This window comes from Peribacillus sp. NPDC096379, assembly GCF_044762875.1.
GTDB lineage: Bacteria > Bacillota > Bacilli > Bacillales > DSM-1321 > Peribacillus.
The window spans coordinates 666,329-690,524 of sequence record NZ_JBIWFD010000001.1 but is presented as its reverse complement, the minus strand read 5'-3'; the positions used below and the strand labels follow the sequence as shown (position 1 = coordinate 690,524).

18 protein-coding genes are annotated in these 24,196 nt (G+C 40.3%); 1 reads left to right on the top strand and 17 read right to left on the bottom strand.

Translation table 11 applies throughout. The features are described 5' to 3' along the window. Positions 1-153: 153 nt before the first annotated feature. The 6 genes from hemL to hemA form a co-directional block, all read right to left on the bottom strand. A complete protein-coding gene (hemL, locus tag ACIQZI_RS03300) occupies positions 154-1,443 on the bottom strand; it encodes a glutamate-1-semialdehyde 2,1-aminomutase (protein ID WP_062177128.1) in 1,290 nt (429 codons plus the stop codon). Positions 1,444-1,560: 117 nt separating this feature from the next. After that, positions 1,561-2,550 carry a porphobilinogen synthase gene (gene hemB, locus ACIQZI_RS03295; RefSeq protein WP_403069326.1) on the bottom strand — a complete coding sequence of 330 codons (990 nt, stop codon included), beginning with the start codon at positions 2,548-2,550 and terminating at the stop codon, positions 1,561-1,563. A 329-nt stretch (positions 2,551-2,879) separates the two neighbouring features. Then, complete coding sequence (locus ACIQZI_RS03290) at positions 2,880-3,665, bottom strand: uroporphyrinogen-III synthase (protein WP_403069323.1); 786 nt, start codon at positions 3,663-3,665, stop codon at positions 2,880-2,882. Beyond that, a complete protein-coding gene (gene hemC / locus ACIQZI_RS03285) occupies positions 3,665-4,597 on the bottom strand; it encodes a hydroxymethylbilane synthase (protein ID WP_403069320.1) in 933 nt (310 codons plus the stop codon). The genes ACIQZI_RS03290 and hemC overlap by 1 nt, the downstream gene beginning before the upstream one ends. Positions 4,598-4,606: 9 nt before the next feature. Beyond that, a complete protein-coding gene (locus tag ACIQZI_RS03280) occupies positions 4,607-5,437 on the bottom strand; it encodes a cytochrome C assembly family protein (protein WP_062177116.1) in 831 nt (276 codons plus the stop codon). A 12-nt stretch (positions 5,438-5,449) separates the two neighbouring features. After that, positions 5,450-6,793 carry a glutamyl-tRNA reductase gene (gene hemA / locus ACIQZI_RS03275; RefSeq protein WP_403069317.1) on the bottom strand — a complete coding sequence of 448 codons (1,344 nt, stop codon included), beginning with the start codon at positions 6,791-6,793 and terminating at the stop codon, positions 5,450-5,452. A gap of 220 nt (positions 6,794-7,013) precedes the next feature. On the opposite strand from hemA, the gene ACIQZI_RS03270 reads away from it, so the two are divergent. Beyond that, positions 7,014-7,502: a LiaI-LiaF-like domain-containing protein gene (locus tag ACIQZI_RS03270; protein ID WP_403069314.1), complete on the top strand. Its 489-nt coding sequence runs from the start codon at positions 7,014-7,016 to the stop codon at positions 7,500-7,502. Positions 7,503-7,594: 92 nt separating this feature from the next. Here the strand turns inward: ACIQZI_RS03270 and yihA are convergent, their stop codons facing one another. From yihA to ilvC, 11 genes are all read right to left on the bottom strand, one after another. Next, complete coding sequence (yihA, locus tag ACIQZI_RS03265; protein WP_062177107.1) at positions 7,595-8,176, bottom strand: ribosome biogenesis GTP-binding protein YihA/YsxC; 582 nt, start codon at positions 8,174-8,176, stop codon at positions 7,595-7,597. Further along, entirely contained in the window at positions 8,173-10,494 is a 2,322-nt protein-coding gene (gene lon, locus ACIQZI_RS03260; protein WP_062177104.1) for an endopeptidase La, read from the bottom strand. Before lon ends, yihA begins: the two co-directional genes overlap by 4 nt. Positions 10,495-10,934: 440 nt before the next feature. After that, positions 10,935-12,599: an ATP-dependent protease LonB gene (gene lonB / locus ACIQZI_RS03255; protein WP_403069309.1), complete on the bottom strand. Its 1,665-nt coding sequence runs from the start codon at positions 12,597-12,599 to the stop codon at positions 10,935-10,937. Between the two features lie 578 nt (positions 12,600-13,177). After that, positions 13,178-14,443: an ATP-dependent protease ATP-binding subunit ClpX gene (clpX, locus tag ACIQZI_RS03250; RefSeq protein ID WP_403069305.1), complete on the bottom strand. Its 1,266-nt coding sequence runs from the start codon at positions 14,441-14,443 to the stop codon at positions 13,178-13,180. Positions 14,444-15,312: 869 nt separating this feature from the next. Continuing rightward, positions 15,313-16,608 (bottom strand): trigger factor, encoded by a 1,296-nt coding sequence (tig, locus tag ACIQZI_RS03245; protein WP_403069302.1) that lies wholly within the window; start codon positions 16,606-16,608, stop codon positions 15,313-15,315. Between the two features lie 178 nt (positions 16,609-16,786). Further along, positions 16,787-17,821 carry a tetratricopeptide repeat protein gene (locus ACIQZI_RS03240; RefSeq protein WP_062177088.1) on the bottom strand — a complete coding sequence of 345 codons (1,035 nt, stop codon included), beginning with the start codon at positions 17,819-17,821 and terminating at the stop codon, positions 16,787-16,789. A gap of 252 nt (positions 17,822-18,073) precedes the next feature. Further along, a complete protein-coding gene (gene leuD, locus ACIQZI_RS03235) occupies positions 18,074-18,673 on the bottom strand; it encodes a 3-isopropylmalate dehydratase small subunit (protein ID WP_403069299.1) in 600 nt (199 codons plus the stop codon). Positions 18,674-18,688: 15 nt separating this feature from the next. After that, complete coding sequence (gene leuC, locus ACIQZI_RS03230; RefSeq protein ID WP_403069296.1) at positions 18,689-20,104, bottom strand: 3-isopropylmalate dehydratase large subunit; 1,416 nt, start codon at positions 20,102-20,104, stop codon at positions 18,689-18,691. Between the two features lie 349 nt (positions 20,105-20,453). Next, positions 20,454-21,542 (bottom strand): 3-isopropylmalate dehydrogenase, encoded by a 1,089-nt coding sequence (gene leuB, locus ACIQZI_RS03225; RefSeq protein WP_403069293.1) that lies wholly within the window; start codon positions 21,540-21,542, stop codon positions 20,454-20,456. Positions 21,543-21,625: 83 nt separating this feature from the next. Further along, a complete protein-coding gene (locus tag ACIQZI_RS03220; RefSeq protein WP_403069290.1) occupies positions 21,626-23,158 on the bottom strand; it encodes a 2-isopropylmalate synthase in 1,533 nt (510 codons plus the stop codon). Beyond that, entirely contained in the window at positions 23,145-24,176 is a 1,032-nt protein-coding gene (gene ilvC / locus ACIQZI_RS03215; RefSeq protein ID WP_062177074.1) for a ketol-acid reductoisomerase, read from the bottom strand. The genes ACIQZI_RS03220 and ilvC overlap by 14 nt, the downstream gene beginning before the upstream one ends. Positions 24,177-24,196 lie beyond the last annotated feature (20 nt).

Genomic DNA, 24,196 nt, shown 5'->3' with positions numbered 1-24,196 from the left:
ACGATGCCATTAACAATCTATGAAAATTCCTACGATAATATGACGCGAAAAATGACTGGGAAGAATTGAAGTGTGCAGTTTTTCATGTTGACGCATATCTTCATTACGTAAAAAAAGCAGATTCACCTCAAAAGGTAAATCTGCTTTTTACTTTTATTTTCTCAATTTAGCAAATGCTTGTTCAGCAGCTGCGATTGTTTTTTCAATGTCTTCGTCACTATGGGCGGTTGACAGGAATAGCCCTTCGAATTGAGATGGTGGCAAGTATACGCCTTGTTCGGCCATTTCACGGTAATAGGTGCCGAAGAAATTCAAGTCGGATTGTTTCGCTGTTTCGTAATTGATGACATCTTCGTTTGTAAAGAATAAGCCAATCATAGAACCGGCACGATTGAACGTATGTGGGATGTCATATTTCTTGGCAACTTGACCGATGCCTGCTTCCAACATGTCCCCAATACGTATAAATTCTTGATACACTTCAGGCGTTAATTGACTCAGTGTTTCAAGTCCAGCTGTCATTGCAAGCGGATTACCTGAGAGCGTACCTGCTTGATAAATCGTTCCGCTTGGTGCAACGCGTTCTAGAATCTCCCGTTTCCCACCGAATGCACCGACTGGCAAACCGCCGCCGATTACTTTTCCGAGGCAAGTAATATCAGGTGTTACGCCATAATATCCTTGGGCACAATTATAACCGACACGGAATCCTGTCATCACTTCATCAAAAATTAATAGAGAACCATATTCTTCTGTTACAGCTCGTAAGCCTTCTAGGAATCCTGGCTCGGGTGGGACAACCCCCATATTGCCGGCAACTGGTTCAACGATGATGGCCGCAATGTCTTCACCAAATTGTTCAAATGCGTATTTAACACTTGCTAAATCATTGTATGGAACTGTAATCGTATTTCTCGCGATACCTTCTGGAACACCTGGGCTGTCTGGCAAACCAAGTGTTGCGACACCGGATCCTGCCTTAATTAATAATGAATCGCTATGGCCGTGGTAGCATCCTTCAAATTTCAAAATTTTATCGCGACTTGTATATCCGCGCGCAAGTCTCAAAGCACTCAATGTCGCTTCTGTACCAGATGAAACCATACGGACCATTTCAATCGAAGGAACTCTTTCAATGACTAACTTCGCTAATTCATTTTCAATGAGAGTAGATGCTCCAAAGCTTGTGCCAGTTTCTGCGACTTTTTTTATAGCCTCCACGACACGGTCATTCGAATGGCCTAAAATAAGCGGCCCCCATGACAATACATAATCGATGTATTCATTGCCATCAATATCATAAATCTTTGAGCCTTTTCCCCGTTCCATAAAAATCGGATCCATGTCAACTGACTTGAATGCACGAACTGGGCTATTTACACCGCCTGGCATTAGGTTCTGTGCCTGTGCAAAGGCTTGTTTTGACTTTTCATATGAACGCATGGTATTCCCCATTTCATCGTTTATTTTAAAAGTTGTTCAAAAAGTCCAGTCTTCACGTATTTGTGCATACGTACTTCACTGGCCTTTTTGGACACATCCTTTTTTAGAAAAAGGTTCTTACTTCATTTCATCTAGATAGCGCGCAGCGTCTTTCGCAAAGTATGTAATGATTAAATCCGCTCCTGCACGTTTCATGCCTGTTAACATTTCTAAGACAATCGACTTTTCATCTACCCAGCCGTTTATTGCAGCTGCTTTGACCATCGAATATTCTCCACTCACATTATAAGCAACAACTGGCAGAGTTGTATAATTTTTCACATCACGGATAATATCTTGATAAGAAAGCGCCGGCTTGACGATGAGGAAATCTGCTCCTTCATCTATATCCGATTCCGCTTCACGGAACGCTTCCATCCGGTTAGCTGGGTCCATTTGATACGTTTTTCTGTCGCCAAACTGTGGTGCGCCATTGGCTGCTTCGCGGAAAGGACCATAATAGGCTGATGCATATTTAACCGCATATGACATGATTGGCACATCTAAAAAGCCTGCTTCATCAAGTCCAGCACGGATTGCACGAACGAAACCGTCCATCATATTGGAAGGGGCAATGATATCCGCTCCTGCTTCTGCTTGACTAATTGCGGTTTTGGCAAGTAAGTCCAGGGACGCGTCATTTAAGATTTTGTCGCCTTCTACAACGCCACAATGACCATGGCTTGTATACTCACAAAGACAAGTATCAGCGACAACAATCAGTTCTGGATATGATTCCTTAATCAAACGTGTAGCGACTTGTACAAGCCCATTATGGCTAAATGCGCCTGTACCTACTTCATCTTTATCATGTTCATATGGCACACCGAATAAGATGACTGATTTAATTCCTAGGCTCACGACTTCCTTCACTTCATCCAATAAACGATCCATAGAAAGCTGATAAATTCCTGGCATAGAAGTGATTTCACTTTTGACATTCTCACCATCAATGACGAAGATTGGGTAAATAAAGTCCTCTTTATGTAAATGCGTTTCGCGAACGAGGGAACGAATGCCAGCACTTGAACGCAGACGACGGTGTCTCGTAAATTGAATGTCTTTCATATGAATTCCTCCCTAAAAATGATTTACACGAAGGCCAAAGGGATTCAGTCTCCGCGTTTTAAAAATATAGCCCATACTAAACTTACGTACACTAGGTGGGTCCTTTATCGTAAATCGTGGCATTAGAAACGTCAGTCTCATTTTGATGAAGGACATGGGGACGGGGCTTCAGTACTTACTATATAGCCTATCTACTTAGCAAGTACACTTATTTTATTGAAAAAAGCACCCCGAATTCCGGCTCCGCACCGCCACCATTGCGATTAGGTGAGTGTAGCGTACTACCTGATTTATCCTTCCTCGTAAGTGGTGGTGTTTTAACGCCATATTCATTTTGTATATTGTCTTGACATATATTCCGCCAAACAATCAATCATAGCTTCTGCTGTGTATACTTTTGGACAAACAGCTACAGACAAACCATATGATTCAGCTGTCTCAAAAGCGATTGGACCAATACAGGCAAAAACAAGTTGATCTAAACTCGCTTGCAAATCTTGCTTGTTTACGATTTTCATAAAGTGATGGACCGTTGACGAACTCGTGAACGTAACAATATTCAATCGCCCCTTAGTGAGCAAGTCTGAAAGCTTCGGCTCACTTTCTTTAGGCAATACCGTTTGATACGTAATCATTTCCTGGCATTGTGCCCCTGCCTCACGAATTTTTTTGGCAATAACCGTACGAGCCAAATTTCCTTTCGCAATAAGGACACGCGAGCCCCGCTTTATCATTGGAATAAATTCCTCTGCAAAAGATTCGGCGACAAAATTTGAGGGCACGAAATCCGACTTAACCCCGTGACTCTTAAGGATTTCCTCAGTTTTACTACCAATTACTGCAATCCGTGGCAATTTTACCGGTGCCTGCTCTTCTAGAAGACGGAAAAAGTAGTCAACTCCGTTTTGGCTCGTAAGAATTAACCAGTCATACTCATGAATATGACGAACGTAATTTTTAAGCTGATTGACGTTTTCAGGCAGGACAAAATCAAGGAGTGGAACGACCACAGCGTTGCCGCCATAGCTCTCCACTTTTTCTACTAAGCCTGTTGCCTGACTTTTCCCTCTAGTAATGAGAACATGATAACCTTTTAGAGGGCCAGACTCATTCATTACTGACTGAGCTCCTCTTTCACAGAATCAATTAATGTTTTCGCACCTTTTTCCGTTAAGATCCGAGCTGCTTCAATACCGATTTCTTTAGGATTTTCTCCTGCAACGACTTCTTTGAAAATTGTTTTTCCATCAGGTGATGCCACGAGCGCTGTTAATTCAATACTTCCCGCATCATTTGCAGTAGCGAATCCCGCAATTGGAACTTGGCAACCACCCTCCATTTTATCAAGGAAAGCCCGCTCCGCTTCTACTGTTGCCTTCGCTTCGTTACACGTCAGTTTTTCCAATTGTTCTAACAGGTCAGCATCTGAACCCCTGCATTCGATAGCAAGTGCACCTTGTCCAACAGCAGGTAGGCAAAGCTCTGGTTCAAGGAATTCTGTTACAACATCTGATTTCCAACCCATTCTCGCAAGGCCGGCTGCTGCAAGGATAATGGCATCATAATCTTCGTTTTTTAGTTTTTCAAGACGAGTATCGATATTGCCTCGAATCCATTTAATTTCAAGATCAGGACGTTCCGCCAGCAATTGTGCACTGCGACGCAAACTGCTTGTTCCAACGATTGCACCAGGCTTTAAATCAGCAAGTTTTACGTGGTCTTTAGAAATCAAGGCATCGCGGTGATCTTCTCTCGGTGGAATGCAGCCAATCGTCAAACCGTCCGGCAACACAGCAGGCATATCTTTCATACTATGAACAGCCATATCAATGTCCTTATTTAAAAGCGCTTGCTCAATTTCTTTCACAAACAAGCCTTTACCGCCCACTTTAGATAATGTTACATCAAGGATTTGATCTCCTTTTGTCACAATCTCTTTTACTTCAAACTCATAAGGTACACCAAGCTCCTTTAATTGATTAATTACCCAGTTAGTCTGCGTAATAGCAAGCTTGCTTCGTCTTGAACCGACAATTATTTTTCTCATGATATCCTCCTATGTAGTCCATAAATGAAATGTGGAAAGACTTCCGAAAAAGAAAAAGTTAATAAGAACGATTAAAAATGAAATAAGGTTCAGATAGGCTAACGTTTTTCCATACATTTGCTTTCGGACTTTAAAATATAAATAGATACTGTACACAATGAGCACTAAAAATGAACCAAGAATTTTTGGATCAAACCAAATGACATTTGGCACTTTGATATAGGCCCACTGCAACCCTAGAATAAGCGATAGAATCAACATCGGCACACCAATGACCGCGAGCACATAAGACATATGCTCAAGCTTAGCTAAATCGCCAAGCCGTAATAGACGCTTACCCCATTTCTTTCTTTTTAATAAATCGTATTGAATTAAATACAATAACGAGAATACAAAGGAAAGTGAAAACGCCCCATAGGATAGGATTGCAAGGGTGATATGTATCAGCAAAAGTTCTGAAACGAGCTGCTCTGCCAGTACCTTCGACTGAATTTGAACCGGTGCAAATGTATGAATCGCCATCACGATGAACCCTAATACATTTGTAAAAAATACAGTAAAATCAACAGGTAGAAATTTATTGATCAACAACGATAACGTAATAAGCACCCATGCATAAAAATAAAGGCCTTCAAAAATCGTCAGCACGGGGATTCGGCCCGTTTGTAGCATGTATAAAAATAAAAATACGGTTTGTAAGACCCAAACAATAGCAAGTAACCAGAAAGCTCCTTTGTTTGCCTTCTGGTTATTATGAAGAAAATCAATAAAATATAAGAGCACACTTGCTGCATAAATTAGTACAGTCACTTCATGTAATCTTGTCATAATTAATTCCATATGATACTCCAACTACACTTGAACAGGGACTGGTTTAACCTGCGCCACTTTTCTTTTTTCCTGTTGTACGGGCATCGTAGATTCTTCAACTAAATCTGCCAAGTGAAAAATCTTCACAAAACGATCCAAAGCTTCTTTCGCATTTGGCTCGACCGCTATTTCTTTTGCATATAGAATGGGATCTTTCAGCATTTGGTTAATGATGCTCTTCGTATGCTTGCTGATTAGCTTCTGATCGCGTTCACTTAAGTGAGGAAGCTTCCGTTCAAGACTTACCATTGTCTCAGATTGAATCGCTAGCGCCTTCTCCCTAAGTGCTGAAATAACCGGCACAACACCTAAGACATTTACCCACTGATTAAACTCAACAATCTCGGATTCAATCATCATGTAAATACTCTCAGCTGCTTTTTTACGTTCCTGCATATTCGCTTCTACAATTCCTTCAAGATCATCAATATCATATAAGAAAACATTATCATGTTCAGCGATTGCAGGATCTAGGTCACGCGGAACAGCAATATCAACCATCAGGATGGGGCGGCCTTTACGCATCTTATTCACAAAGGTCATCATTTCTTTATTAATAACGAAATCCTTTGCACCAGTTGAACTAATAAGAATATCTGCTTCCACTAGCGCGCATTGCAATTCTTGTAATTGCTTTGCTTTCCCAGAAAAACGCTCAGCTAAAGTAACGGCTTTCTCATGTGTGCGGTTGATAACCGTGATATCGTCAGCTCCATTACCATGGAGATTTTGAATGGCGAGTTCACCCATTTTACCTGCACCTAGAATCAATGTATTCTTTCCCGTTAATTCGCCAAATATTTTCTTCGCTAATTCAACGGCTGCATAGCTAACAGATACTGCATTTGTATTAATTTCTGTTTCGGATTGAGCTCTTTTTGCTAACGTTAATGATTGCTTAAAAAGATGATTGAAAACGGTTCCGATTGTTGATTCTTTTTGAGCCTCCATATAGCTTGACCGTACTTGTCCAAGTATTTGGGTTTCACCAAGAACCATCGAATCTAAACCACATGCTACTTTAAATAAATGCTCAATCGCTCCCTCGCCTTCATAGATTGTAAGATACGAAGAAAACTCTTCTCTCTCGATATTGAACCACTCGGAAAGAAATTCTTTTATATAATATCTGCTTGTGTGCAATTGATCTGCCACCGCATAGATTTCGGTACGGTTACATGTCGAAATAATGACGTTTTCGAGAATACTTTTTTTGTTTTTTAATGCTTTCATTGCTAAAGCAAGTTCAGCTTCATTGAATGATAATTTCTCTCGGATTTCGACAGGGGCAGATTTATAATTCAAGCCTACCGCTACTATATGCATCTTTCGTTTGCACCCCCAGTAAATTCAATACTCAACATCCTACATTATATCATTTATATTTTACTTAAAACGGCAAAATTATGAACAGTTCATGAAAACGATGTGCTAACATGGAATTGTTACCTAATCTTCATTTTACATAAGTGGATTCGACAATTACTCTATATGAAAGACCATAACAAAAATTGAAACGAACTTCAAGTAATCAAACTAGGGGGTCATGATGAAAACTCAGAGAATCTTTCCCGGAATTATCTTACTCGGCTTCGGCCTCTATTTCTTGCTTCAACAGTATAATCTCGTCTTATTTGAAGGCTTTTTCAATTGGCCAACCGTTCTTTGTATTATCGGAGCTGCTTTTTTAGGAGAAGCATATGGTGGGAAACAGTTTCAAGCCATCCTTCCAGGTGTGATCCTTTTTGGAACCGGGCTGCACTATCATCTAGTTGATCATCTTGCTTTTTGGCCTAATCACATCGGTGTTCTTCAACTCATTGTTGCCATCGGCTTTCTGATGCAGGCAAGTAAGACGAAATCAAGCTTAACCAAAGGAATCTTGTTACTTATTATTGCTATTATAACGGTCTATTATGACCAGCTCATCAGCAAATTCGGACTGAGCGAAACTGCACTCGCAAACTCAGCGTCTTATTGGCCATTTCTGGTAATGGGTATTGGCATCTATATTCTTTTCATTAAAAAGAAATAAAAAAAAGGGTCTGACCCCACATCTTTTATATCGTTTATATGACGTGTACATGTCAGTAAACAATGTGTAGAGTGTGAGGTCTGACCCTGTTTTTACATAAACTTCTTCAACAATCCCCATGCTTCGTCTTTCCCTTGGCCCGTTTCACCAGAGAAAACGATGGTTTCGTCTTCTTTTTCCATATCTAATGTCTCACGTGTCACTTTCAAATGCTTTTGCCATTTCCCTTTTGGGATTTTGTCAGCTTTCGTTGCAACGACAATGACGGGCAAATCATAATGCTTAAAGAAGCCATACATCATGATATCATCTTTCGTCGGTGGATGGCGCAGGTCAACGATTAATAAAGCTGCCTTAAGCTGGTCGCGATTTGTAAAATACGTTTCAATCATTTTCCCCCACGCTGCCCGCTCCGTTTTAGATACTTTGGCGTAGCCGTATCCAGGTACGTCAACGAAGTGCAGCATGTCGTTTATGATATAAAAATTTAACGTTTGCGTCTTTCCTGGCTTTGAAGATGTCCGTGCAAGATTCTTACGATTGATCATCTTATTAATAAAGCTGGACTTGCCGACGTTTGATCTACCTGCAAGGGCGAATTCCGGAATCGATTCATTTGGGTACTGTTCCGGTTTCACCGCACTAATGACGATATCGGCACTTGTTACTTTCATTCTGTTTCACCTACCAATGCATGTTCCAACACTTCATCAACATGAGAAACGAGAACAAATTCTAATTCTTTTCGGACACTTTCCGGTATATCGTCAATGTCTTTTTCATTATTTTTCGGGATAATAATTTTCGTCAATCCTGCCCGGTGTGCGGCTAGTGATTTTTCTTTTAAACCGCCTATCGGGAGCACGCGTCCACGCAAAGTAATTTCGCCTGTCATCCCTACTTCTCGATGAATAGGTCGACCTGTTAAAGCAGATATTAACGCTGTTGCAAGAGTAATCCCTGCTGAAGGTCCATCTTTTGGAACGGCTCCTTCTGGTACATGGATATGAATATCTTGCTTTTCATGGAAATTCGCATCAATTCCGAGTTGTTCCGTTTTCGTACGAACAAAACTAAATGCTGCTTGGGCAGATTCCTTCATGACATCGCCTAGTTGCCCTGTCAGAATGAGCTTCCCTTTTCCTGGTGAAAGAGACACTTCGATTTGGAGCGTATCTCCGCCTACTGTTGTATAAGCAAGACCGGTTGCAACACCGACTTGATCCACAGTTTCTGCTTGACCGTAATGGAACATCGTTTTTCCTAGGAAATCTTCTACGTTTTTCTCACTAATCACCACGCGCTTTTTCTCACCAGATACGATGATTTTCGCGGTTTTACGGCAAATGCTAGCTAATTGACGTTCCAGACTTCTGACACCCGCTTCTCTCGTGTAATAGCGGATGATATTGATTAGTGCGTCTTCACGAACTTGAAGCTGTGTCTTTTGCAAACCATGATTCTTCATTTGCCGAAGTAGCAAATGATCTTTTGCGATATGAAGTTTCTCGATCTCCGTATAACCGGCAATAGAGATGATCTCCATCCGATCCCGTAACGGTCCTGGTATCGTCGCCAAGTTATTAGCTGTAGCAATGAACATCACTTTTGAGAGATCATAGGTTTCTTCAATATAATGATCACTGAAATGATTATTTTGTTCCGGGTCCAACACTTCAAGCATCGCAGCTGAAGGATCGCCTCTAAAATCATTGGACATTTTATCGATTTCATCTAGTAAAAACACTGGATTAATCGTTCCTGCTTTTTTCATGCCTTGAATGATGCGTCCTGGCATCGCACCAACATACGTTCTTCTGTGTCCGCGTATTTCTGATTCGTCACGCACTCCGCCAAGCGAAATCCGAACGAAATTGCGATTCATCGACGTTGCAATCGAACGTGCAAGAGAAGTTTTCCCTACTCCAGGCGGCCCGACAAGACAAAGAATTGGTCCTTTAAGCGACTGTGTTAATTGTTGGACAGCCAAATACTCAAGTACACGTTCTTTCACTTTTTCAAGTCCATGATGATCACGATTCAGCACTTTTTCAGCCTTTTGAATATTGAGATCATCCTTTGTTGCCTTAGACCACGGAAGTGTGATGAGCCATTCGATATAATTACGGATGACAGAACTTTCCGCAGAGGAAGAAGGGACTTTCTCATATCGATCCAATTCTTTCATGGCCGTTTCCTTGATGTGCTCTGGCATGCCAACTTCATTTATTTTCTCAGTTAGGGCAGCTATTTCCCCAGTTTTCCCCTCTTTGTCGCCAAGTTCTTTTTGGATCGCCTTCATTTGTTCGCGTAAATAATACTCTTTTTGTGTTCTTTCCATTGAACGTTTCACACGCTGGCCAATTTTCTTCTCGAGGTTTAATACTTCTTTTTCATTATTGATGATTTCGATTATTTTGCTTAATCGTTCTTTCACATCAATGGTTTCTAAAATTTCCTGTTTTTCTTTCGGCTTTAATGGCAAATGGGATGCTATCACATCCGCAAGCCTGCCGGGTTCCTCAATATCTGCCGTTGCGGCAAATGTTTCAGGAGTAATTTTCTTCGACATTTTTATGTACTGTTCAAAGTATTCCAACAGCGTACGCATCAATGCCTGATGCTCAATTCCTTTTTCATCACTGTCTTCATACACTTCGACTTTGGCAGAGAATTGTGTCTCATCATCATAGAACTCAATAATCTGAGCCCTGTTCAGTCCCTCTACCAATACGCGGATTGTACCGTTCGGGAGTTTAAGCATTTGCTTCACCTTTGTTAAAGTTCCCATCTGGTAAATATCTTCTTCACCTGGTTCTTCTAAGGAAACATCCTTTTGTGTCGTTAAAAAGATAAGATGATCTTCCACCATTGCTTTTTCCAAAGCTTGTACCGATTTGTCTCGTCCAACATCTAAATGTAGCACCATTGTAGGATATACAAGTAAGCCTCTTAGCGGCAGGAGGGGGACGATGATTTCTCTATCAGCCATGCCTGACACCTCCAATAATTTATCGTATCGTCTAGTTTTTTAGATTGACCAGTGTAACAATTCTAACGTATTTACAAGAACGTGTCTATCTGACAAGCTTATTCCTCTTTTATTATCTCCAAAAACAAAACAATACGCACGAAAAACCAAAAATTTGACGTATAGTAGACAAAATATCGTTCCCGATCACCATCGGCAAAAATTAGTTATTTTCACACCCTTACAATGGCCTAATAAGCAGGTGGAAACCCGCCCTCAGATTGATAGGCTTACCTGAAAAAACAAAGAGTCAGATCTCGCAATTCCTTTATTCAGTAAGAATCAAGTGCATTTAACACCGGATTCTCCTGAGTAAAGTACGAGAACTGACCCTATTAATACGTTTATCTCGGTTTAACCAACCACCAGTGAGGAATGGCACCCACAGATGGAAGTTTCACTTATACACTTTCCCGCTTCGTTAAATCAAGCTGAGGCAAGATTTGTTCAGGAATAATATCTTTTCTTAACGCAATTTCAAAGACTTCTTTCACGGTTTTCACCGGGATGATTTCAATTCCGTCTATTTCATTCAGCAATGGCTGCATGTTTTCATGCGGTATGATCACTTTTTTTGCACCTGCAAGCTTGGCTGCTTTAATCTTCGGAATGACCCCGCCAATCGGTTTAACATGGCCATGAATACTGATTTCTCCTGTCATCGCCACTGTATTTTCAGCAGGAATTTTGTAAATAGCTGAATAGATTCCGCTTGCCATCGCAATTCCGGCAGATGGTCCATCCACAGGGCTGCCTCCCGGGAAGTTGACATGAATATCAAATTGATCAGCAGGAACCCCCATCGAACGAAGAACGGTAATCACATTTTCGATTGAACCTTTTGCCATACTTTTTCTACGGACGGATTTCCCGTTTCCACCAATGCTCTCTTCTTCTACAATCCCAGTAATATTAATACTTCCCTTGTCAAGTGCAGGCATGACGGTTACTTCAATTTCAAGTAGTGCCCCGCTATTTGGACCGTAAACAGCAAGTCCATTAATCCGACCTATTTTTGGCTTGTCATCTATTTTCCTGTCCATTCTTGGCGTTAGTTGGCTTGTGTGAGCCATCCAAGCTATGTCTTCATCTTTAATGTAATCACGATCTTCTGTAATAGAAATACCAGCTAGCGTTTGAACCATATTTACAGCTTCCCTGCCATTTCGGGCATATTCAGCGATCGTTTCTAGACCTTTATCACTGATTGTCATCTTCACCTTTTCAGATGCTTTTTTAGCAATCGAAATAATCTCGCAAGGATCGAGCTCTCTAAAGAAAACTTCAATACAGCGCGAACGGATGGCAGGAGGAATTTCATTCGGGGTTCTCGTTGTTGCACCAATCAAGCGAAAATCTGCAGGCAATCCGTTTTTAAAAATATCATGGATATGAGTTGGAATATTCGTATTTTCTTCTGAATAATACGCACTTTCTAAGAATACTTTACGATCTTCTAGCACTTTAAGTAGTTTATTCATTTGAATTGGATGAAGCTCACCAATTTCATCTATGAACAAGACACCACCATGTGCGTTACTTACTGCCCCCTGTTTTGGCTGCGGGATGCCTGCTTGTCCCATAGCACCGGCTCCTTGATAGATTGGATCATGAACAGAGCCAATCAGTGGATCTGCAATACCTCGTTCATCAAACCGGGCCGTTGTTGCATCCAATTCTACAAATACGGCTGCTTTTTGAAATGGCGATTTCTTATTGCGCTTCGCTTCTTCTAAAACAAGCCTTGCAGCTGCTGTTTTGCCGACACCCGGTGGGCCATATACAATAACATGCTGTGGATTGGGACCGCAAAGTGCAGCCTTTAACGTCTTAATTCCATCTTCCTGGCCAACAATATCAGCAAATGCGATCGGCCGTACACGTTCTGATAATGGTTCCGTTAAAGAAATAGAACGCATTTTTCGCAAGTGATCCATTTCTTTTCTAGAGTCACGATCAATCGATACCTTTTGTGTCCTTTGTCCCTTAAGTAAATTAAAAAAATACATACCAATCACAATACCAAAAAACAGCTGAATTAATAGCGCGATTCCTGTCCAATTCATTGCCTTTCCCTCCTGCATTCACCAAGTATGTAAATGATAGTATCTCCTTTGCCTAAATGAATCATCCATCTTTTTTTACGTATAAGAGGATGCTCAAAAAGTCCGGTAAAAATAGCTGTCGAATTTCTTCGTCCCTCTGTATCTCCAGTCCTCACGTATTACTGCATACGTTCCGGTTCTCTCAAGATGCGCTCCTCGAACTTCTCTGCTCTTTTTATCCTTCTTTTTGAACACACACTATAAGGAGAACATTGGGCCATTTTCATTCTCTGTGGAAAATGAGGAGTGGCTGGTACGCGTATGAAAAGAAAACACCACACTAGCAGGCTCGGCATTTAAAATACTGAAACACCCCCTCATGGCTTATTGTTCAGCCTCCCTTTCCAGACATGGCGCGCCGAATCGGAAGGTTTTCAAGCCGGAATCAGTACTTTGCGAGCGGGATTTGCGCGCCGGAGCCAAAATTTAACGATTCAAGACAAAAAAAAGGGCTGACCTCGCCGCTACAACATCCAGTAATACGTGATGATAACACGCAATACTTGTGTGTAGAGTACGAAATCAGACCCTGTTTAGGATTATGCAGATGTTCTGTCAGCCGCGTTAATCGTTGTTCCATCTTTAAGAACGAGTTTAGGTGACTCATTTTCTGTTATGGCTGCACCTGTAATAATACATTTATCAATGTCATCACGTGAAGGCAGTTCAAACATTACTTCAAGCATAATGCCCTCAATAATAGAACGCAGTCCACGAGCTCCGGTTTTTCTTTCAATTGCTTTCTTCGCAATTTCAAGTAGAGCATCTTCCTCGAATTCAAGAATGACATTGTCAAGCTCCAGCATTTTTTCAAATTGCTTCACTAGAGCGTTTTTCGGTTTAGTTAGAATATCAATCAATGCCGCTTCATCTAATTGCTCCAATGTAGCAATTACTGGAATACGACCAATGAATTCTGGAATTAAACCAAAGCGCAATAAATCTTCTGGAAGCACTTTAGAAAGTAATTCTTTTTCTCCAACATCATCTTTCTTCACATCTGATCCAAAACCAATTACTTTTTGGCCTAGACGGCGTTTAATAATCGGTTCGATCCCATCAAATGCACCACCACAAATAAAGAGGATATTTGTTGTATCAATTTGAATAAACTCTTGGTGTGGATGCTTACGACCACCTTGTGGCGGAACGCTTGCAACGGTACCTTCAAGAATTTTTAATAAGGCTTGCTGAACACCTTCACCAGACACATCACGCGTAATAGAAGGGTTTTCAGATTTACGTGCTACTTTATCGATTTCATCAATATAGATGATTCCTTTTTCTGCCTTTTCAACATCATAATCTGCAGCTTGGATTAATTTAAGCAAAATGTTTTCAACATCTTCCCCAACATACCCGGCTTCCGTTAATGAAGTAGCATCCGCAATGGCAAACGGAACATTCAATAATCGTGCCAATGTCTGTGCAAGTAACGTTTTCCCACTACCAGTAGGTCCGATTAGAGCAATATTACTCTTTGCAAGTTCTACATCATCCACTTTACTGTTTGAATTAATTCGCTTGTAATGATTGTATACCGCAACAGCAAGAGATTTCTTAGCCTGCTCTTGTCCAATCACATATTCATCAAGAATCTCACGAATTTCCATCGGTTTTGGAACATCTTTAAATTCGATTTCTTCTTCCGTGCCTAGTTCTTCTTCTACGATTTCTGTACAAAGTTCAATACATTCATCACAAATATATACACCTGGCCCTGCTACCAGTTTACGAACTTGCTCTTGAGTTTTTCCGCAAAAAGAACATTTTAATTGCCCTTTTTCATCATTAAATTTAAACATGGACTCACTCCTTTATAGAATTTTCCTATATACATAGCTAATCGTCTTATTTTTTGGACTGAAATAGACGCATAAGCTCGGTAATAAAATTTTGATGTAGACCGCATTGTACCATGTTCCAAGTATTTTTGTAATAAAAATGCTTAGGACATGATAGTTGTCCAATAAGTACTAACTATTCTTAACAATAATATGTATGTTGCCCGTAACAGGCTTTCCCAAACCCGAAAAACGTTAAGTGTCAATGGAGTCACATTGCCAAAGAACACGCCCACCGAATCAGTTAACAACAAAGTTAGTATATCACGCAATTCACTTTTTGAAAACGCTTACTAACCATTTGATTGAAACATTTCATACCTCCATGGGCTAGCAAATTTAAATCATTTGCCCAAAGCTATTTCATGGAACTAGTGCAATAATAATTACCGGGTGTGTTTAGATAGGAGCTTTTCTTCCTCCTGTTTGACACTTACTAATAAGGCAGGGATATTGTGTATGTATAACTATGTATATGCGGTATTAAAATTAATCTACACTGAATTTATAAAAAAATCAATGCTGAAATCCCCATCAAAATATTTTTTTTTAAAAATGGCGATTTGAGGCTTCTACATTCATAGTGGCTAATGCATGGTTGTCGTAAAAACAAGCGTTTTTCACTATACCAGCCTTTAGTCACAAGATTAAACACAAATGTAAAAATTTCGGTTTTATGTATGACTATGTGATACCGATATCGATTTTTGGCTCATTGCCTATGTATAGAACAAGGCACGAATGCTCGTGCCTTGCATGTTTCTAATTATAATACAAAATAGGTTGTTTGGCTAAATTTAAATACCTAGCCTAAGAAACACTGGCCTTTATTATTCAGCAGCAGCGACTGTTTTGCTGTTTGCAACAAGGAAGTCGATTGCTTTGTTGATTTTAAGATCGCCTTTAAGACCTTCTAGGCTACCAAGTGCTTTTTTGATATTCTCTACATCCATTTTGTACATTTCAGCCATTTTTTCAATCTCAGCATTCACATCTTCTTCTGTTACTTCGATGTTTTCAGCTTTAACGATTGCATCAAGAGTTAGGCTTACACGAACTTGGTTTTTCGCTTCTTCTAACATTTGTCCTTTAAGAGCTTCTTCATCTTGTCCTGAGAACTGGAAGTATAACTCCATGTTCAAGCCTTGAGATTGAAGACGTTGTTCGAAGTCTTTCATCATGCGATCTACTTCGTTATTTACCATAACTTCTGGAATGTCAACTTCCACGTTTGCAGACGCTTTTTCGATCACTGCGTCACGAATTGCGTTTTCTGCTTGGTGTTTTTTGTCATGCTCAAGGTTTTTCTTTGTTTTTTCTTTCAATTCAGCAAGTGTTTCAACTTCATCATCAACATCTTTAGCGAACTCGTCATCTAATTGAGGAAGTTCTTTTGTTTTGATTTCGTGTAATTTCACTTTGAATACAGCAGGTTTACCTGCAAGCTCAGCAGCATGGTATTCTTCTGGGAAAGATACTTCGATATCTTTTTCAGCTCCTGTTTCAAGACCCACTACTTGCTCTTCGAAACCAGGAATGAAACTATTAGATCCAAGCTCTAATGTATAGTTTTCAGATGTTCCGCCTTCAAATAATTCACCATCAACGGATCCTTCGAAGTCGATCACAACTGTGTCACCATCAGCTGCTTGTCCTTCTTCTTTTACTACTAGCTCAGCTTGACGTTCTTGAAGAGCTTTGATTTCGTTATCAACATCTTCGTCTGTTACTTCAGCGTTGAATGCTTCTACTTCAAGACCTTTGTATTCACCTAATTTAACTTCAGGTGCAACTGTTACACTCGCTTTGAAAATAAGGTTTTGGCCTTTTTCCATTTGTTCAATGTCAATTTCAGGACGATCAACAGGGTTGATTCCTGCTTCTTCAACTGCATTTGCATATGCATCTGGAAGAATGATATCAAGTGCATCTTGGTAAAGAGATTCTACACCGAATCTTTTTTCGAACATTTGACGAGGCATTTTTCCTTTACGGAAGCCTGGTACGTTTACTTGTTTTACAACTTTTTTGAACGCAGCGTCTAAACCTTCATTAACAGTAGCAACTTCTACTTCAACAGTTAGTACGCCTTGATTACCTTCTTGTTTTTCCCATTTTACAGACATGTGTTTCCCTCCAAAAATCTATATACTAAAATGAATAAGCACTGGATGAATCTGCTATGCTATTCCTAACAAGCATCACCATACCCTAATAGCTAGGGCTCTGTTCGTTTCATAACAAAACGAGACATTACAACCCCTACATTATAACACAGGTTCCCTTCGTTTCAACAGCAATACATTAAATATTCCCATAAGAAAATTCTTCAATTGTATTAATTTGTAGGATTATTTCGTGCACGGAATCCGGACTTACTCCATATTGAGCGGCTCTTTGATTGACGGTATTATCACCAGTTTGATACATCTCTGCCATAGTATGATAGGCGCAAGCCCAAATTGGAAAGGTGCTCGCATCAGGTGCAATTGGATACATGATAAATTGCTGCCTTTCTATGAGAGATGTAGCCATAGCCAATAATGATGGATTCTCTTGTTCTAATTGTCTTTCTACAAGGGATGTAACCGTTTTGAAAAAATCCGTATCTTTCATAGGTCGTATTTCTGTTGGAATGATGTTAATCTCTTTTTTGAGCTTTGTTACCCGTATATTTTTATCATATTCCTGTTCTTGTAGAATGTGGAGTAATAGCGTCTTCAAAAAAGGATGTGCCGCAACGTCTAGCAGAAATTTCTGAACAGATGGCATAAAAACACGAATATTCGCTTCTGACAATCGACTTATATTCCTAAAAATTTCTTCGTCGGATTTTCCAGCAAACCATTCGTCATCATAAAACTCTGCTTCCGTTCGTTTCTCTTCTTCGATTTCAGCAGACATATCTTCATTCTCTTCTAAAACTCTAGTACTAAACGCAAGCATATTTTTAAAGTGGTCGATTTTATCATGGGGTACTTGATTATCATCCAACAAAGCCTCGATTGTTATCACCATTTCTTCATGCTCGTTAAGTTGGAGTAAAACCATTAAATAGATACTGACGATCTGAAAATAGTCGCCAATTCCTTTATGTAGCACTTCTTTACACAAATCCCGTGCTTCTAGATAGCGTCCCATTTCGACAAAAGAAACGATTAAACCGACATTAACATCGGGATTCTCAGGATCGAGCTCTCTTGCTTGGCTGTACAACTCCGCAGCACGTTTGAACTCTCTTTTTTCGATATGTTCTATGCCCTTTTCCACAAGCCGACTGCCCAATTTAGGAAACGGAATAACATTTCCTTCTTGCTTTTGTTTCTTTTTTCCGCCCATTGTATAACTCCGCCTGTCAATATATTTTCTAGCAAATAGTTTAGCATTGTTTTTATCACAATACAAAAATTAACTAAAAATTCATTAGCAAAAGAGGATGACTCATAAGAAACATCCATGAGCGTCTGCTCTAAAACTAAAACGATGAAAAAGGATCAGACTTCACTACAACTATACCGTTCAAAATAAGTGTTTGTAACACTCCATTGTAGGTATTTGTGCGAGTCTGATCCAATCGGCCATGCTAGGCAATTATTTCGTAGACATAACGTCTATTGTTTGTTCATATTTAGAAATTTGATCGTCATATTGCAGGGTGATTGAGATCTCATCCCACCCATTCACTAGCATCTCTTTCCAATATGGGTGAATGTCAAAATCTGCAGCAAAATCAGCTGGTCCGTAAACCTTTTGATTAGGTAAATCAATTGTGAATTCAACATCGGTATTTTTGGCTTCCTTCATTAAATAGGAAACTTCATCTGCAGAAAGAGCAATTGGTAGAATCCCATTTTTCAAGCAGTTATTTTTAAAAATATCAGCAAATGAAGGCGCAATGACGATTTGAAAACCGAAATCTTGCAACGACCACGGTGCATGCTCCCTTGAAGATCCGCAACCGAAGTTCTCACCTGCCACTAGAATGGAAGCACCCGCGGCTTCAGGCTGGTTTAACTCAAAGTCTTCGCGAAGCTCACCATTTTCATTATATCGCCAGTTGTAAAATAAAAATTCTCCAAAACCTGTCCGTTCAATTCGTTTTAAAAATTGCTTCGGAATAATCTGATCTGTGTCCACATTGTTCCGGTCTAAAACTGCCGGTTTTCCTCGGTATATCGTAATTGGTTCCATATTGCACCTCCTAAATTAATGTAATTGATGCATTGATGAGTTTTCTAAATTTCTGATATCAACAAACTTTCCATAAAGCGCCGCCGCCGCCGCCATTTCCGGGCTGACTAAATGCGTTCGTGCGCCAGCACCTTGACGACCTTCGAAGTTCCGATTGGACGTTGAGGCACAATGCTCTCCTGCTGGAACTGCATCTGGATTCATTCCTAAACACATGCTACAGCCCGAGTCCCTCCAATCAAAACCGGCTGACTTAAATACTTCATCAAGCCCTTCTTCCTCGGCTTGTTTTTTTACTTTTTGCGAACCAGGGACAACCATTGCCCGGACTCCTTTATGCACTTGTTTCCCCAAGATAACGTCTGCTGCTTTTCGCAAATCTTCAATACGTGAATTCGTACAAGATCCAATGAATACATGTTGGACCGGAATATCGGTAATCTGCATTCCTTCCGTTAACCCCATATATTCGAGAGCAAGTTGCAATTCTTTTTCCCCAACCGTATCACTAGACCCAACAGGGATATTCTCATCTACAGCACTTGCCATGCCAGGATTTGTTCCCCAGCTAACCATTGGAGAGATTTGCTCTGCAGCAATGGTGATTTCCCTGTCATAGACTGCATCTTCATCACTAGCTAAGAGTTTCCACTTTTCAACACTCTCTTCAAACTCTTTGCCTGTTGGAACAAACTTTCTGCCTTGTAAGTAGGAGAATGTTGTTTCATCTGGGCTGACTAACCCAGCACGTGCGCCGCCTTCAATCGACATATTACAAACAGTCATTCGTTCTTCCATCGACATATTTCGGAATACCTCTCCGCAATATTCAACAATATATCCATTTCCAAAATTCACGCCATACTTGGCAATTATGTATAAAATCACATCTTTTGCCGTTACGCCAAATTTTAGTTTTCCGTTTACTTCAAGTTTTAACGTCTTCGGTTTTGTTTGCCATAATGTCTGAGTTGCAAAAACATGCTCCACTTCACTTGTTCCAATCCCAAAGGCAATCGATCCGAATGCGCCATGAGTTGACGTGTGGCTATCTCCACAAACAATGGTCATTCCTGGCTGTGTTAATCCCATTTCAGGACCGATAACATGAACAATCCCTTGATCCGGACTGTTCAAATCTGCAAGCTCAATTCCAAAATCACGGCAGTTTGTTTCAAGCGCCGTCAACTGTTTCAGAGCAACTTCATCTTCAATAAAATAACGATTGATTGTTGGAACGTTATGATCCATCGTCGCAAACGTCCGGTCAGGTCGTCTTACTTTCCTACCTTTCAACCTTAAACCTTCAAATGCTTGCGGTGAAGTGACTTCATGAATATAATGCAGATCAATATATAATAAGTCCGGTTTATTTTCCTCTTGATGAACGATATGTTGCTCCCAAATTTTTTCAATAATTGATTTCCCCACGCTTGCTCACCTCACAAAGTTTTTAATGTTTAGCTGTTATAATTTATGAAGAATAAGGATAGACCAGCGCTTAACTTAAACAGCTAACTAACATGATCTTTTAAAGTTAAGCTAGACAATGTGTAAAAACCTAAAAATATGACAATCACTCCATCACTTAATTAGAGCTGGTTTTATGACTTTTATACATTCTTCCTTCATAAAATGATGCCGTTATTGCACCATTTATGTGATTTTTTTAAAATAATAGCTCAAAAAAGACTCTTCCTTCACCAAAAATGGCTGAAAGAAGGCTTATTTGAGCCGTCTTCTTTGTGAATCACATTTACTCATTAACACCCATCTTGCTTTAGATTGCTACTTCATTTAAAAGAGCAGCTTTGACTTCAGCAATCATTTCTTCAGTTGACAAGCTCTCTGTATTACTCCCAGCGATATCAATTGTTCTGAATCCTGAATCGAGTACAGAGTGAACTGCCTTTTCAACCGCTTCTGCTTCTTTCTCCATTCCAAACGACAACCTAAGCATATATGCTGCTGAAAGAATCGTTGCAAGCGGATTCGCTACGTTTTTGCCAGCAATATCTGGCGCTGAACCATGGATTGGTTCGAATAAACTAGGTCCGTCTACTGAAATTGATGCAGAGGAAAGCATTCCAAGTGATCCTGTTAGAACCGATGCTTCATCACTTAAAATATCCCCAAACATATTTTCTGTGACCACAACATCGAATTGTCTAGGATTGCGAATCAATTGCATCGCGGCATTATCCACAAGCATATGCTCTAATGTTACATCAGGATAATTCTTTGCCACTTCCTCTGCCGTTTCACGCCATAGTCTACTTGATTCAAGCACATTCGCTTTATCGACAGACGTTACTTTTTTCTGTCTTTGGCTTGCGATTTCAAAAGAAAGTTCAATGATTCGTCTCATTTCTTCTTTTTGGTAAAATAACGTATCAACGACAGCTTCCTTACCTTCAAAAATCGTACGTTCACTTGGTTTCCCGAAATAAAGGCCGCCAGTTAATTCTCGTACAATGATAAAATCCACGTCTTCAATAATTTCTTGTTTCAGCGGAGAGGCTTCCGACAAACTAGAAAAATAGCTGATTGGCCGCAGATTGGCATAAAGATTTAAATCTTTCCGGATTTTCAGTAACCCACGTTCCGGGCGTAAATGAGTGGGCTGACTATCCCACTTTGGCCCACCAACTGCACCAAGAAGAATTGCATCACTTGATTTACACAATTCAATGGTTTCATCAGGAAGTGGTTGTCCTGTTGCATCAATGGCTGCCCCACCGATTTGGCCATATTCAAAGGTGAATTCATGCTCGAATCGTTCTGCGACGGCTTCGAGTATTTCAACTGCACCTCCCGTCACTTCTTTTCCGATACCATCTCCAGGCAACACTGCAATTTTCCTTTTCATCTTTCTCTCTCCTTTCTAGAGGATGTTCAAAAAATTAGATAAAGTGTGTTTTTATCCTCTTTTTTGAACATAACTTCTCGCTGTTATTGTAGAACGGTATCTTTTTCACTCAAATAGATGATGCGGTTTACTGCATTTAGATACGCTCTTGCAGATGCTTCTAACACATCCTGATGTAGGCCTCGACCACTTGTTTCCATCCCACGATAACGGATTTTCACATACACCTGAGCCAAGGCGTCACGGCCGGCTCCAACGGATTGGATGCGGTAATCAAGCAGATTCACTTTATTGTCCAGACATCGTTCTAGCGTATTGTAAAGGGCTTCGATGCTACCAGCACCTGTAGCTGCTTCTTGGATCAGGTCTGTATTGCCATTTTTCAATGTAACAGTCGCCGTTGGAATTTGGTTCGTTCCATACGTAATCTGAAGGGAATCTAATTCAAAGAAGCGATCATCCTTCGAAATTTTTTCTTCAAGAACAAGTGCTGCAAGATCCTCGTCTGTCATTTCTTTTTTCTTATCCGCTAATGCTTTGAATTGAACAAACAGACGGTTCATTTCTTCATCCGTTACGTACAATTTCAATTCATCCAGCCTGTTTTTGAAAGCATGTCGTCCGGAATGCTTGCCAAGTACCAAAACATCTGTGGTCACACCAACAAGATCAGGAGAGATAATTTCATAGGTTGTTTTTTCTTTCAAAAAGCCATCCTGATGAATGCCAGATTCATGTGCATATGCGTTTCTTCCGATGATTGCTTTGTTCGGAGGAATGATCATACCGGTCAATTTACTGATCATATCGCTTGTACGTTTAATTTCATTAAGAGTCAGCCTTGTATTTGCTTGATAATGGTCACTGCGGATATGTAGCGCTACTGCGACTTCTTCCAGTGCAGCATTCCCAGCTCGTTCACCGATCCCATTAATGGTACCTTCCACCTGAGTGGCGCCTGCTTCGATAGCAGCCAGTGAGTTTGCTGTAGCCATTCCAATATCGTCATGACAATGTGTTGATAATTGCACCTTATCAATAGAAGGAACATGATTGCGCAGATACGTAAAAATCTCAGCATATTCCTTTGGCGTTGTATAGCCAACCGTATCTGGAATATTAATAATCCTTGCTCCCGCACCAATTACTGCTTCGACGATTTCAGCTAAATAATCAAGCTCTGTACGACTCGCGTCCTCTGCCGACCATTGAACAAGCGGAAAGCGGCTAGCAGCATAAGCTACCGCTTGTACCGCACGTTCCACGACTTGTTCTTTTGAAAGCTTTAATTTATATTCACGGTGGATCGGAGAAGTAGCAATAAACGTATGCAATCTAGGCTCTGCACCATCTTTTAATGCTTCCCATGCTGCATCAATATCACTTTGCACCGCTCGCGCAAGCCCGGTAACTGAGCTTGTGCGAATTTTTTTGGCAATTTCTTGAACAGATGCGAAATCGCCTTTTGATGCCGCAGGGAATCCTGCTTCGATAATATCTACGCCTAATCGTTCTAATTGCAAAGCAATTTCTATTTTTTCAGAAAAGTTCAAGTTTACACCTGCTGATTGCTCGCCATCTCTAAGCGTTGTATCGAAAATATTAATTTTTCGCAACAGTCACCACCTCTTTCTTAGCTTTTTGTTGCTGTTGTACAAAAGGCATCATTGCGCGAAGCTTACGGCCAACTACTTCAATTTGGTGTTCGTTTTCACGGTTATTGATTGCTGTGAATACTGGACGATTTGCTTGGTTTTCTAGAATCCAACCTTTAGCAAATTCGCCATCTTGAATATCTTTCAACACTTTTTTCATTTCCGCTTTTACACTTTCAGTCACAACGCGTGGTCCTGAAACGAAATCTCCCCACTGAGCTGTATCCGAAATGCTATAACGCATGTTTTCTAGTCCGCCTTCGTACATTAAGTCGATGATCAGTTTCAATTCATGTAAACACTCAAAGTATGCAACTTCTGGTTGATAGCCTGCTTCTGTTAATGTTTCGAATCCAGCTTTTACCAATGACGTTAATCCGCCGCAAAGTACAGCTTGTTCTCCAAATAAATCTGTTTCTGTTTCTTCTTTAAATGTTGTTTCCAAACCACCAGCACGTAATGAACCGATTCCTTGAGCGTAAGCAAGAGCTAATTCTTGTGCTTCGCCAGTCACGTTTTGATAGATGGCAAATAATGCTGGTACACCTGCGCCTTGTTCGTACGTACGTCTTACAAGATGTCCAGGACCTTTTGGAGCAACTAATAGAACATCTACATCTGCCGGAGGAACGATTTGATTAAAATGAATGTTGAATCCGTGTGCGAAAAGCAATGCTTGACCAGCTCTTAATACGGGTTGGATTTCTTCTTGGTATACTTTTGTTTGCATTTCATCTGGAAGAAGGATCATGATTACGTCAGCTTGATCTGCTGCTTCTTTTACAGAATAAACTTGGAAACCATCTTCTTCTGCTTTGTCCCATGACTTTCCTTTTCTAAGACCAATTACTACTTCAACACCGCTATCGCGAAGGTTTTGTGAATGAGCGTGTCCTTGAGAACCGTACCCAATTACTGCTACTTTTTTATTTGCTAAATACGTTTCGTTTGCGTCACCGTTATAATATACTTTTGTCATTTTAATACATCTCCCTTTTT

Excerpts from the sequence above, each read along its gene's own strand:
- leuD (WP_403069299.1), bottom strand. The coding sequence starts at position 18,673 with ATGGAACCAATTACGATATACCGAGGAAAACCGGCAGTTTTAGACCGG.
- ACIQZI_RS03280 (WP_062177116.1), bottom strand. The coding sequence starts at position 5,437 with ATGGAATTAATTATGACAAGATTACATGAAGTGACTGTACTAATTTAT.
- hemA (WP_403069317.1), bottom strand. The coding sequence starts at position 6,793 with ATGCATATAGTAGCGGTAGGCTTGAATTATAAATCTGCCCCTGTCGAA.
- lonB (WP_403069309.1), bottom strand. The coding sequence starts at position 12,599 with ATGAATTGGACAGGAATCGCGCTATTAATTCAGCTGTTTTTTGGTATT.
- ilvC (WP_062177074.1), bottom strand. The coding sequence starts at position 24,176 with ATGACAAAAGTATATTATAACGGTGACGCAAACGAAACGTATTTAGCA.
- ACIQZI_RS03240 (WP_062177088.1), bottom strand. The coding sequence starts at position 17,821 with ATGGGCGGAAAAAAGAAACAAAAGCAAGAAGGAAATGTTATTCCGTTT.
- ACIQZI_RS03270 (WP_403069314.1), top strand. The coding sequence starts at position 7,014 with ATGATGAAAACTCAGAGAATCTTTCCCGGAATTATCTTACTCGGCTTC.
- yihA (WP_062177107.1), bottom strand. The coding sequence starts at position 8,176 with ATGAAAGTAACAAGTGCCGATATCGTCATTAGTGCGGTGAAACCGGAA.
- hemL (WP_062177128.1), bottom strand. The coding sequence starts at position 1,443 with ATGCGTTCATATGAAAAGTCAAAACAAGCCTTTGCACAGGCACAGAAC.
- leuB (WP_403069293.1), bottom strand. The coding sequence starts at position 21,542 with ATGAAAAGGAAAATTGCAGTGTTGCCTGGAGATGGTATCGGAAAAGAA.
- hemC (WP_403069320.1), bottom strand. The coding sequence starts at position 4,597 with ATGAGAAAAATAATTGTCGGTTCAAGACGAAGCAAGCTTGCTATTACG.
- tig (WP_403069302.1), bottom strand. The coding sequence starts at position 16,608 with ATGTCTGTAAAATGGGAAAAACAAGAAGGTAATCAAGGCGTACTAACT.
- ACIQZI_RS03290 (WP_403069323.1), bottom strand. The coding sequence starts at position 3,665 with ATGAATGAGTCTGGCCCTCTAAAAGGTTATCATGTTCTCATTACTAGA.
- hemB (WP_403069326.1), bottom strand. The coding sequence starts at position 2,550 with ATGAAAGACATTCAATTTACGAGACACCGTCGTCTGCGTTCAAGTGCT.
- clpX (WP_403069305.1), bottom strand. The coding sequence starts at position 14,443 with ATGTTTAAATTTAATGATGAAAAAGGGCAATTAAAATGTTCTTTTTGC.
- lon (WP_062177104.1), bottom strand. The coding sequence starts at position 10,494 with ATGGCTGATAGAGAAATCATCGTCCCCCTCCTGCCGCTAAGAGGCTTA.